This is a genomic window from Klebsiella sp. EMBS2024 (assembly GCF_036233805.1).
In the GTDB taxonomy this organism is placed as follows: Bacteria; Pseudomonadota; Gammaproteobacteria; order Enterobacterales; family Enterobacteriaceae; genus Klebsiella; species Klebsiella pneumoniae.
The window spans coordinates 4,867,194-4,878,685 of the sequence record NZ_JAZARW010000001.1 but is presented as its reverse complement, the minus strand read 5'-3'; the positions used below and the strand labels follow the sequence as shown (position 1 = coordinate 4,878,685).

Below are 11,492 nucleotides of genomic sequence, written 5' to 3'. Positions count from 1 at the left end.
AGCAAGGTGAACACGTGTTCATTTGGCTGTAAAAAAAATGCAACGTTGACTCGACATGATGTGAGCCTACTTTGTCGGGTATTTATGACAATTTAATTAAGCGGCAAAAAATTTTGGCGAGGGTAAATGAAAATAGATGTGCTTGGCTGCGGGAGCGCCTTTTCCTGCACGCAAAATACCTCCGCGCTGCGGGTGATCGATGCGGACAACAAACAGTGGTTAATCGACTGCGGCCCCACCGTTCCCCGCGCGCTCTGGCAGCGCGGCGGCGAGGTCAACGATATCGACGCGATCTACTTCACCCACGTTCACCCGGACCACTGCACCGGCCTGACGGCGCTACTGAACCACTGGAAAAGTTATTCCCGTCAGAAGCCAGTCATTATCTACTGCCAGCCGGCGCAGCAGCCGGTGCTCATGCAGCTGGCCGCGCTGGCGAACTGGCCGCAGGCGGACCTTGGTTTCACCATCGACTGGCAGGAATGCCGCGAAGCCTGGACGTGGCAGGACTGGCAGATCCGCACTGCCCCCACCCAGCATGAGCTGAGTAATCGCGCCATCCGCATCACCATTGCCGGGCAGACGCTGTTTTACAGCGGCGATGGCCGACCGACCGCCGACTCGATAGCCCTGATGGCCGGCGCCGGGCTGGCGTTTCAGGAGTGCGCCTCGGTAGCAGCCCTGGACGATGACGCCTCGCATGGCGATTTCCCCTCCTGCCTGATGCTGTTCAGAACGCTGCAGCTCCCGGCGATGGGGCTCTATCACTGCGAGGATGCTTCCCTGTCGGCGCTAAAGCAGGCCTGTCAGCCGTGGCCGGGCTTATTCGTTTCCCGGGATGGACTCACCTTAACGCTGCCGCGTCCCACGCCCACTGACGAGACGTACCTCCTATGAACCCACGCAAACCCAGCGTCACCGCCCAGGATGTTGCCCGGCGAGCGGGCGTCTCCCGGGCAGTGGTGTCCCGGGCGTTGAGCAACAACGGCAGCATCTCTCCCGACGCCCGGGCGCGGGTACTGCGCGCCGCCGAAGAGCTGGGGTATCAGGTTAACTTCCTCGCCCAGGGGCTGAACCGCCAGCGCAGCCACTTAATCGGCGTGATCGTCTCGCGCATCAGCGATCCTTTTCGCAGTACCCTGCTTGATGCGCTGCTTAACGAGATCCAGCGCCAAGGCTTTCAGGCGCTGGTGAGCGAGATCCACAGCGAGCAGGATCTGGCGCAGACCTTGCGCCGTTTCGCTCAGTTTCGCGTCTCCGGCGTTATCGTCACCTCCGGCCAGCCGCCGGAGGCGCTGGTGAACGAGTGCGTCCAGCAGCATATTCCGGTCGTGGGCATTAATCGACAGCCGACGATCCCCGGCGTGGATTACGTTTGTTCTGACAACGCCGCCGGCGCCGAACTGGCCGCCGACCAGCTGCTGCGCAGCGGCTGTCAGCGCTTTGGCTGGCTCAACCACCATCCTTCCACCTGGGCCGGCCGCATGCGCGGGGAAGCGTTCGGCCGGGCGCTGCAAACGCGCGGAGTGGACGTCGAACGCCACCTGGCGATCCTCGCCTGTCAGCAAGAAGGTTACGCGGGCGGGTTACAGGCTGCGGCGCTCGCCGACGAGGCGCTGGAGGGGATCTTCTGCGCCAACGCCCAGCTTGCCTGTGGCTTTCTCGATGGAATGCGCCAGCGCGGCAGAGAGGCTCCGGCGGATTTTCAGCTGATTGGTTTTGATAACACGCCGACGACCGCGCAATATAGCTATCAGCTCACCACGCTACATCAGGATGTGGCGGCGATCGCCCGCCAGGCGCTCGCCCGGCTTCTGGAGCGCGCCGCCGACCCTTCGCAACCTTCACGCACCACCTGGGTGGAGGTAACCTTAATTCACCGGCGCACGTCGCCCTTTGTTATCTGAGAGCAGGACTATGACGGAAGCACAACGAGAGTCATTATGCGCCTTGATTCGCCAGGCAGGCGCCCACGCCCAGGCGCTGCGCGATGCGGGATTACAGGTCGATAAAAAAGCGCGCCAGGACTTTGTGTCGCAGGCGGATCTCGGGGTAGAACAAGAGATTAAAGGCTGGCTGCAGGCCCACTTTCCCGAGGAGGGTTTCCTCGGCGAGGAGAGCGGTTTTGAAGGCGACGACCAGACCGTCTGGGTGCTGGATCCTGTCGATGGCACCACCAACTTTATCCTCGGCATGGATTACTGGTGCATCTCACTGGCGCGAGTGTGCCAGGGCGAGCTGTCGCTCGGCATCATTTACGCCCCCGATCGCGATGAATTTTTCTTCGCCGCCCGCGGCGAAGGCGCGTATCTCAACGGTCGGCGCCTGACGCTACGCGAGCCGGAGCCCGATGCGGTGGTGATCGGCATGGGGCGCTCCAGCCGGGCCCCGGCCAGCGACTACGCCCGGGCCATCGACACGCTGCTCGACGCCGGTCTGGAGTATCGCCGTTTTGGCGCGGGCGCCCTGATGCTGGCGCATGTCGCCGCCGGTCAGCTCCACGCCTATTATGAAGCGCATATGAACAGCTGGGATGCGCTGGCAGGCATGCTATTGATTGAGGAGGCGGGCGGAACGTGCAATGCGTTTCTCGCCAATGCGGGCCTGCGGCGAGGCAACCTCGTGCTGGCCGGCTGCGCAAGCGTCCAGCCTCGACTGGCCGCCCTGCTGGCGAAATGACGTCACGCCGCCGGTGTCTGACCGGCGGCGTGGACTGGCTAACGCCAGGGTTCACTGCGGGGAATATTATTCGGGCAACGCTTAATCGTGCAAAAGGACTGGTAAAAACAGGAGTCAGACCGCTCGCCACCGGCATGGTAAGGGCACGATGGTCGCTCACGTAATTTTTCCCACTGCGCCTCGTCGTACACCGTAATATTATAGATTTTTAATGAATGATACTGGTCATTAATTAAAACTCTCGAGGAATAGAGTCTTATCGACTCACCGGGCAACAGGATTACATCAGCCTCGTACCACATGATAAATTTCAAGAAACGCAGACTGGATATAGCCGAGAAGGCGATACCAGATTGCGGGCAGATCAGGGTATTAAGAATAGTCCATTTCATATTCCTTCCTTATAAAGATGCTACAAATTATTGCAATATATAGTGATAGCATTCATTGTTATAAATCGCAAGCACCCCTGACAATTATGTGATTTAAGGCAATTCCTAACGACATACTCCATTATTAGTAACGTTTCATTTCCCTCTCTAAATTTATGGTTAGGCCTGATGAAAAACAGCCAAATTACCCTTAAAAAAGAAAATATAATAAAAAATAAGATAATATAAACTTAATTTACAATACGTCTTAGTCCCTCTGGATGAGGCCTCAGTCATTGGTATTAGATGATGCAGCGCTGAGTATTACCCGCGGTTTGGCAAGAAGAGAGGATAGTAGCAGGCAGCTATTTATTGCGCGGTTACCTCGTCGTACGCCACCAGGTCCGCGAGGCCCTCAGACCGCGCTCGGGTAAATGTCGCGGGTGTCCCGCCAGATCGTATTCCTTAGCGATAATATCGACATAGCGGTTGAGTATATTCTGCTCAATCGCTATATCGGAGGACAGTCCACAGAATATAGCCACGCCGGTCTATCAGGCCCCGTTGGAGCCCTACCAGGTTTTGCCGATATTAAACTGAAACTGTTCTGCTTTATCACCATCGTACTTTTTAAACGGCTCTGCCCAGGAGAAGACCAGTGGACCGAGGGGAGACATCCACTGCACGGCAATCCCCGCGGAGAGACGAATATGACTCGGATCGCCGTAGTCAGGGATCCCTGCCGCCAGCGTCTGCGCGGTGTTGTGCCAGGATGTACTCCAGACCGTCCCCGCGTCAACAAACAGCGAGGTTCGCAGACTATCGGCGTACTTATCATTCACAAAGGGGGTTGGAATGATAAATTCGCTGTTCAGCACCCCCATGGCATTCCCGCCGACCGCATCAGACGAGGCGTCCAGCGGGCAGGCGCTATAGCTGCTTTCGCTACCGTTACAGCGGTAATAGGCCGCTTTAGGCCCAATGGTGTTAGAAGAAAATCCGCGCACTGACGACGAACCGCCAGCGTAAAAGTTATCGTAGAACGGCACACTTTTGCCGTCTAACCCGCCGGCATAGCCTGCGCGCAGGCGTTCCATCCAGACCCAGCGCTTGTTCTCGCTCAGCGGCAGATACTGGGCGGTGTCAAAAGAGAGTTTGTAGTAGCTATTATCCGAACCGGGGAGCGTCACTTTACCGCTCAGGCTGCTCTTGTTTCCCGCACGCGGGAAGAAGCCGCGATCGAGATCGTTGTAGCCCCATCCAAGACTCACAAAATAATCGTTGGCGCTATATTTTGCGCCGCTGTCGCCATCTTTCGTCACCACGCTGGGCTCGATTCCCCGAGAGCTGAGGTAGCGCCAGGTCGTCAGCTCCGGATCCATATTGGTCAGGCGATTATGGACATAATCCAGTCCCAGGTTCAGGGAGTTATTTTCGCTAATGGGAAACCCTAGCGTACTACCTAAACCATAGCTCTGCTGGTTATAGCTCCCGGCATCCGCATCAGAAGCATCATAGCTGTTATAAAAAATCTTTCCGCCCAGGCTGATGCCATCTACGGTAAACCACGGGTTCGTCGCCCCCAGTTCAAGATAAGACTGGTAGCTGTTGCGCGTCCCGTTGAAGCTAACGCTATTACCCGTTCCCAGCCAGTTATCCTGCGTCACGCCAAGCTGATAGCTCACGCCGCTGTCCGTACCAAATCCCAGGCCCACATTGAATGAGCCGGTGTTGCGCTCCTTCACCTTGTAGACCACATCGACCTGATCCGCCGTTCCATTGACCGGAACGATCTGCTGTTCAACGTTCTCAAAAAAACCCGTTCGATCAAGACGTACCTTCCCTTGATCGACTTTTTCGTTGTTGAGCCACGCCCCTTCCATTTGGCGCATTTCACGACGCAGCACCGCGTCCCGGGAGGTGTCGTTACCGGAAAAGCGGATCTGGCGTACCGAGTAGCGGCGGCCCGCGTTGACCTGAATATGCAGCACCACGCGGTGATGCGCATCATCGATTTCCGGCGTGGACGTCACCTGCGGCCAGGCATAACCATACTTACCAAAGTGCTTTTTGATCTCATTTTCAACCGTGGTGACTTGCGCCCCGCTATACCATGCCCCCGCCAGCGGCTGGGCAAGCGCCTCGATCTCCGGCCCATGCTGAGCCAGATCGCCTGTCACCTGAGTTCGGTCGACCCGATAACGTTCGCCTTCATTGAGGGCGATAGTGATATACAGGGATTTTTTATCTGGCGTCATACTGACCTGCGTGGACTCGATAGCAAAGCGCGCATAGCCGCGATCGAGATAAAAACTGCGCAGCGTTTCCAGATCGGCTTCCAGCTTCTGCTTCTGGTATTTTTTATCGGCTACCACGTTCCACCACGGCACATTATCACGTAGCTGAAGCTGGTCCAGGAGCGTCTCTTCCCGAAACGCCTGATTACCGATAATGTTTATTTGTGCGATTTTCGCCGAGATGCCTTCCTGAAAAACGAACGTTAAGTCAACGCGATTACGCGGTAACGGGGTCACCACCGCGTGAACCTGCGCACTGTATTTCCCCGCGCTGTAATAGAAATCCTGCAACCCCTTTTCTATTTCGCTAAGCGAATTTCGATCCAGTGCACTACCTGCAGAAATACCGGACGCGGTGAGATTTTCCTTTAGCGCATCATCCTTCACTGCCTTATTCCCGGAAAAACTGACGCTGGCAATAGTGGGCCGTTCCTTAACCTGCACCACCAGCGTTTTCCCATCGCGCAGGATCTGCACATTTTCGAAATTGCCGCTCGCATACAGCGCGCGCACTGCCTCGCTGACATCTTCTGGCGTCACCGCATCTCCCGCGTGCAATGGCATACTTAATAGCGCCGCCCCGACGGTCACGCGCTGTAGCCCTTCAAAACGGATATCATCAACTTGATATGATGTTGCGGCATATAACGTTAAAGGGGCGATCAATAATCCGCTGATGATATGAGTCTTTTTTAACATGAATGTGTCGTCTACGAGATAATGAGCAATAGCAGTGTCCTGCTGGCGTTGAGCTTATTTGTTCAGGATGCATCTCTAAAATATGCGACAGAAAATAACCTGAGCGAGGCGCAGAATTACATGCAATTATGGCGACAAAATGGAGAAAAAATGGATGTTAAAGCATCTTTAAAAATATATTTAATGATGGAACTTTTTCTGAAGCGCATGGTTCTAATGGCCAACACCAGTACTATATTTAGATTTGCCTGAACGTTTTATTAATAAAAAGCCCCCTTTCTTATTAATGGAAAGGGGGAAGGATCTCGTTAGGAATGATGCTCTCTGGGATCACCAGGAACAGGGAGAAAAATAACCTGCAACCCAGCAGATTTAATGAAGAGAAATTGAATAAATTATGCAACTGATATCACAACATTCTACCCCGAATTCACCGCCAGACGCCGTTGGCAAACATCTCCATATTTTCCTCAAAATAGCAGAATACAGTAGGGTCGCCTTATCAAGGCATCAAGGAAAGTCTATCGTTATCTACAATAGCCAAGCAGTGGCGCCTCGCCAGGGAAGGTGAGGCATAGGTTTCGCCATCCTGCCGCCTCCCATCATCAGCCACAGGGAACTGCGTATGACACGCTTACTCAAGACAATCTTGCCCATCATCCTCTGCGCCCTCTTCGGGTTATCGTTCGCTTCACCCACGCAGGCTGTCGCCAGTCTGCCGATCGTTCTTCCCGCGCTGACATGCGATGCGCTAAGCACTACCGACTTCAGCGCGGCCGTTGGCGCAAAGGTCACTATCAACCACACTGAAATGCAGACCTCCGCGCAGGGAAGCTGGTGCAAGGTGAGCGCCACTATCGCCCCTGAGATTGGCGTGCAGATTGCCCTGCCGACCCAACGCTGGAGTCAACGTTTTTTGCAGGTCGGCTGTGGCGGACTGTGCGGGAGTATTAACCTGAGTCTGTCGAATGCCAGCGGCTGCCTGCCGGCAATGAACGGCGAGTTTGTGGTGGCAGCAACCGATATGGGGCACCATGGCAGTATGATGGATGCGTCATGGGCCGAAGATCCGCAAAAGCGCATCGATTTTGCCTGGCGCGCCAACCACCTGACCGCCGTGCTGGCCAAAGCGGTGATGCAGACGCTTTACCGCCAGCCGCCAAAGTATGCCTACTTTATGGGCTGCTCAGACGGCGGTCGCGAAGCATTGATGGAAGCGCAGCGCTTTCCGCAGGATTTTGACGGTATCAGCGCTGGCGCGCCAGCGGCCTTTTTCCAGTTTCAGAACTCCTTCTTCCACGGCTGGAATGTGGCCGCCAATCAGCGCCCGGACGGTACCGCTATCCTGCTGAAAAATCGCCTTCCTCTGATTCACCAGGCCGTGCTGGCTCACTGCCCGACGCTTTCCGGCGTGCAGGATGGTGTCCTGCAAAATCCGTATGCCTGTCAGTTCTCTGAGTCATGGCTCCCCCGCTGTCCTGCCGATGCTCAGGACCGTTCTACCTGCCTGACGCAGGAAGAGATCGAGGTGGTGAAAAAGCTCTACCGCGGGGCTTACGACAGCCACGGCGCCCAGTTCGTCGCGGGCGGTCTGCCGCTGGGTTCCGAGCTACGCTGGCCGGTGCCCGAGACGCCGACCGGCCACTCAATGTCGGAAATGATGGTACTACCGGCTCTGCAATCCGTGCTCCTGCCAGGAGAAAAACAGAAGATCCAATCGATGCGGGATTTCCCGCTTAACCAGCAGAATTTTGACGCCGTCGCCCAACTGGCGCCGCTCTATAACGCGGCAAATACCAATCTTCATGCCTATCAACAGCGCGGCGGCAAGCTTATCCTCTGGCACGGTCTGGCCGATGACTCCGTCAGCCCGGCCTTTTCTATCGCCTATTATCGCGGCGTAGAAGCAGAGATGGGCCATGCCGCAACGGATACCTTCCTGCGGTTATTCCTGCTGCCTGGGGTAGCCCATTGCGGTAATGGCGAAGGTTACGATCAAATTGATCTCCTTACCCCGCTGATGCGCTGGACCGAGGAAGGCATCGCGCCGCAGGAGATCATGGCCGGCAAACGGGCAACAGCCGCTGCCGACCTGCCGCCGATGACAGAAAAACCAGATGCGCAAACGCAGTTTCACGGCGTGCAGAAAGTCAGTCAGCCTTACGCTGACGCTGCTCCAGCTGTTATCGCGACTCGTCCGGTGTATCCCTTCCCGGCTATTGCCCGTTATAACGGGCGCGGCGACGTGAATGACGGCGAAAATTATCATGCAGAGCAAACTACCGCCTTTGGTCATCTGCAGCTGGCAAAACCCGCCAGCGACTATATTGGCCCTGATAATCAAAAAAATTATCAGGTTCGCCACGGCACACTCACTGTTCAATAAACCCCAGGGCTCCTCACTGAGGAGCCCTGCGTTATGGGATTGGCCGCAATTATGCGTAGCAAAACGCTCCAGCAATCGGTATTAAGCGACCTGCTCTTGTGGATCGATAATAATCTGGATAAGAAACTGACCGTCGACGATCTGAGCGATATCTCTGGTTATTCCCCCTGGCATTTGTTTCGGCTCTTCCGTCATTATTTTGATCGTTCGCCAATGGAATATATCCGCCAGCAGCGCATGTCGCTGTGTCGCCGTTTATCGCTGACGACGCCTGGTTACCGAATCGTCGATATTTGTATGATGGTCGGTTATGACGATCTCAGTGCGTTTAATCGTACCTTCAAAAAATATCATGCGCTCACGCCCACTCAGTATCGCTATCAGATCACGCGGCAAAAATAAGGAGGTCCCCCTCCTCCGCATCGCTGCGGTTGGGAATGGAAGGGGGACAGGGGATATTACAGAAGGGAAATAGCAGGATGCTATTATCGAACCCGGTCGGGATCAACGACCTTGCGCGACGGAAATCAGTATAAAAGGATATGTTGAGCTAATAATGTAGAGGGCGTGAAGATTTTGTCACGATTTATAACCGCCTCCTCCGCTGTCATCTGAAATAAAAAAACCGGGTCGCGTTGCACCCGGTTTACTCCTCATCAGGATCATCAGAAATGAGTATTAACGCTCATAAAGAAGGTCCGCCCCGACTCGTTATAGGTCTCGGCACCCGCGCCATACAGATAAGCTCCCGTCGTCGCGTTGCCGGTCGTTTGCGCATTCCCTGCCCGGTAGTGGCGGATATCAAACAGGTTATCTATCCCGCTGGTGAAGCTCAGATTTTTGTTCACATCCCAGGTCGCACTGAGGCCGACAATGCTGTATGGGCTGACTTCGTTTAGTTCGCTGCCGCTGACCGCCTCGCCCTTATAATTGAAGCGTTTTGGTTTCTGTCGGCCATACCAGGTAAAGGTGCTCTGCAGGGAGAGATCTTCACGAACCTGCCAGCTTAGGGTCGAGTTCAGGGTAAACTGCGGGATCACTGACAGCCGGTCGCCGGTCGTCTTATTCTTGCTCTGCAGCATCCAGGTCAGGTTATTGCTCCAGTTAACCGCCTCCCCCACCGGCAGATTCAGCGTTCCTTCCAGGCCTTCCACTAACGCCTTTGGTACGTTTTCCCACTGATAGATATTGGTGGTGCCGTTGCTGGCGGTACCCACCGCCGCATACCCTGACTCAATCTTATTGTGATAGTCGTTACGGAACCAGGTGATCCCCGCCTGATAGCCATCATGCTTGTACTCAAGACCAATCTCTTTATTAACGCTGGTCTCCGCTTTCAGATCGCTATTCCCCATCAGATAGCAGGCGGAACTACTGGCGTAACAGCCTTGACCGTTGCTGTAGAGAATATAGTTCGGGTTCAACTGGTAGAGGTTAGGCGCCTTGTAAGCACGGGCAATGCCCAGCTTCAGCGTCCAGTCGTCCGTCAGCTCCTGAGACAGGTTCAGTGAGGGGCTCCAGTTATTGCCGACGATGCTGTGATGATCGAAGCGCAGAGCGGGTGTCAGCATGGTGCTGTCCGTTAGCGCCATATTATCTTCGGTAAACAGCGAGAAGATCTCGGCGCTGGAGTACGGGCTACGACCGGTAGCCGATACGCCATCGATAGTGCCGTAAGAGAGCGCCTGGGTTGTCGATACGCCATCTTTCATCCGCTGCTGATTCCATTCTGTCCCCAGCGTCAGATTCTGATCGACCCCCAGCGTAAACGGAATATTCACTTCACTATGTAGCAGGACATCGGCCAGATCGATATCTGAAAACTCGCTACTGGAGAAGATCCCTTCCGTACCGCCCGCCAGCCCTTCATCCATTCGCGAGTTACGGGTGTGTTCGTACTGGGCATAGCTGTTGCTGGTCACGCCATTATCCCAGCCGCCGGTCCATGTTACGCCGTAAGTTTGCCGGTAGAGACGGTTGGTCTCTTTCCCGTACATACTCTTCACCAGCGTACTGGTATTGGTGTTTTGTGTGTCGCCAGCATAGAGATTACCCTGGCGGCTGTAACCGGCCTCAAACTCCAGGGCCTGCATCGGGGCAAACTCCCAGCGCAGCTTACTGTGAATATCTTTGTTCACCACCCCTTCACGTCCGGCGGGATAAGAACCGGCGTAGGAACCGGTACGTTCCGCTTCATGCCCGGCGTTAATATCCTGTGCATCGGCCTGGGTTTTACTCAGATTACCCCAGAGATTGAAGCTGACACTGTCCGACAGCGGACCATTGAGGCTAAAGTTAGTACGTTTCGTCGCCCCTTCTTTACGGTGCTGCGGAGCATTCATATAGGTATTCCACGACCCGTGCCATTCTCGCGTGGTCGGTTTGGTCACGATGTTGACGACCCCGCCCATCGCGCCATTACCATAGCGCGCCGCCGCCGGGCCGCGGATCACATCGATATGATCGATCATCTCCGCTGGCACCCAACTGGTATCGCCGCGGGAGTCACGATCGCCGCGCCAGCCATACCGCACCGAGTTACGGCTGGTCACCGGTTTACCATCGACCAGCACCAGCGTATTCTCGGGCCCCATGCCACGGATATCAATTTGCCGGTTGTTGCCGCGCTGCCCGCTGGTAGAGTTGCCGGTCAGGTTTACCCCGGGCTGCGTACGAATTAACTCCGACACATCGCGGGCGGGGGGATGTTTGCGGATCTCTTCTGCGGTGATGGTCGACACGCCCGGCGCCTGCAGGTTCTGCCTGGCGGCGGTTATGACCATCGTCTCCTCGTGATTTTCGGCAGTGGCGGCGCTCTCGTCAGGCGTCGATTGTTCGGTCATGTTCTCTGCCGCCTGCAGCGGCACGCTACAGGCGAGCAGAGGAATGACGATCCCCAGCGGGAAGTGAGACGTGTATTTCATAGAATATGCCCTGTTTTCTGTTGCTGTCGGGCATAACGCCTTCCCCAATTGAAAAAACAATGGGATAAAATACTCGCCTCTGCGCCTCGCCAGATTTTGGCGTAGGTCAGCCCCTTCCCGATAGTCATGGGAATAA

The 11,492-nt window shown here is 55.5% G+C and carries 9 protein-coding genes; 6 read left to right on the top strand and 3 right to left on the bottom strand.

Translation table 11 applies throughout. The features are described from left to right. Positions 1–126 precede the first annotated feature (126 nt). The 3 genes from VZP09_RS22365 to VZP09_RS22355 are packed head-to-tail and all read left to right on the top strand — an operon-like array spanning position 127 to position 2,679. Complete coding sequence (locus VZP09_RS22365) at positions 127–897, top strand: MBL fold metallo-hydrolase (protein WP_002885048.1); 771 nt, start codon at positions 127–129, stop codon at positions 895–897. Next, on the top strand, positions 894–1,907 hold the full coding sequence (locus VZP09_RS22360) for a LacI family DNA-binding transcriptional regulator (RefSeq protein WP_002885046.1): 1,014 nt from the start codon (positions 894–896) through the stop codon (positions 1,905–1,907). Before VZP09_RS22365 ends, VZP09_RS22360 begins: the two co-directional genes overlap by 4 nt. 10 nt (positions 1,908–1,917) lie before the next feature. After that, positions 1,918–2,679: an inositol monophosphatase family protein gene (locus VZP09_RS22355; RefSeq protein WP_048332285.1), complete on the top strand. Its 762-nt coding sequence runs from the start codon at positions 1,918–1,920 to the stop codon at positions 2,677–2,679. A gap of 38 nt (positions 2,680–2,717) precedes the next feature. Here VZP09_RS22355 and iraM read toward each other — a convergent pair whose 3' ends face one another. Both iraM and bamA read right to left on the bottom strand, forming a co-directional pair. Further along, on the bottom strand, positions 2,718–3,071 hold the full coding sequence (gene iraM, locus VZP09_RS22350; RefSeq protein ID WP_002885039.1) for an anti-adapter protein IraM: 354 nt from the start codon (positions 3,069–3,071) through the stop codon (positions 2,718–2,720). Positions 3,072–3,622: 551 nt separating this feature from the next. After that, complete coding sequence (bamA, locus tag VZP09_RS22345) at positions 3,623–6,046, bottom strand: outer membrane protein assembly factor BamA (RefSeq protein WP_048332284.1); 2,424 nt, start codon at positions 6,044–6,046, stop codon at positions 3,623–3,625. A 21-nt stretch (positions 6,047–6,067) separates the two neighbouring features. Here bamA and VZP09_RS22340 point away from each other — a divergent pair, with 21 nt between their 5' ends. The 3 genes from VZP09_RS22340 (at position 6,068) to VZP09_RS22330 (ending at position 8,834) form a co-directional block, all read left to right on the top strand. Next, entirely contained in the window at positions 6,068–6,298 is a 231-nt protein-coding gene (locus VZP09_RS22340) for a potassium:proton antiporter (protein ID WP_004192625.1), read from the top strand. A 373-nt stretch (positions 6,299–6,671) separates the two neighbouring features. Beyond that, positions 6,672–8,432, top strand: coding sequence for a tannase/feruloyl esterase family alpha/beta hydrolase (locus VZP09_RS22335; RefSeq protein WP_087847633.1), 1,761 nt, complete (start codon positions 6,672–6,674; stop codon positions 8,430–8,432). Positions 8,433–8,465: 33 nt separating this feature from the next. Then, positions 8,466–8,834, top strand: a complete 369-nt coding sequence (locus VZP09_RS22330) for a helix-turn-helix transcriptional regulator (protein ID WP_328795414.1) — start codon at positions 8,466–8,468, stop codon at positions 8,832–8,834. A 263-nt stretch (positions 8,835–9,097) separates the two neighbouring features. Here the strand turns inward: VZP09_RS22330 and VZP09_RS22325 are convergent, their stop codons facing one another. Beyond that, entirely contained in the window at positions 9,098–11,356 is a 2,259-nt protein-coding gene (locus VZP09_RS22325; RefSeq protein ID WP_004177845.1) for a TonB-dependent siderophore receptor, read from the bottom strand. Positions 11,357–11,492 lie beyond the last annotated feature (136 nt).

Excerpts from the sequence above, each read along its gene's own strand:
- VZP09_RS22365 (WP_002885048.1), top strand. The coding sequence starts at position 127 with ATGAAAATAGATGTGCTTGGCTGCGGGAGCGCCTTTTCCTGCACGCAA.
- VZP09_RS22360 (WP_002885046.1), top strand. The coding sequence starts at position 894 with ATGAACCCACGCAAACCCAGCGTCACCGCCCAGGATGTTGCCCGGCGA.
- VZP09_RS22355 (WP_048332285.1), top strand. The coding sequence starts at position 1,918 with ATGACGGAAGCACAACGAGAGTCATTATGCGCCTTGATTCGCCAGGCA.
- iraM (WP_002885039.1), bottom strand. The coding sequence starts at position 3,071 with ATGAAATGGACTATTCTTAATACCCTGATCTGCCCGCAATCTGGTATC.
- bamA (WP_048332284.1), bottom strand. The coding sequence starts at position 6,046 with ATGTTAAAAAAGACTCATATCATCAGCGGATTATTGATCGCCCCTTTA.
- VZP09_RS22340 (WP_004192625.1), top strand. The coding sequence starts at position 6,068 with ATGAGCAATAGCAGTGTCCTGCTGGCGTTGAGCTTATTTGTTCAGGAT.
- VZP09_RS22335 (WP_087847633.1), top strand. The coding sequence starts at position 6,672 with ATGACACGCTTACTCAAGACAATCTTGCCCATCATCCTCTGCGCCCTC.
- VZP09_RS22330 (WP_328795414.1), top strand. The coding sequence starts at position 8,466 with ATGGGATTGGCCGCAATTATGCGTAGCAAAACGCTCCAGCAATCGGTA.
- VZP09_RS22325 (WP_004177845.1), bottom strand. The coding sequence starts at position 11,356 with ATGAAATACACGTCTCACTTCCCGCTGGGGATCGTCATTCCTCTGCTC.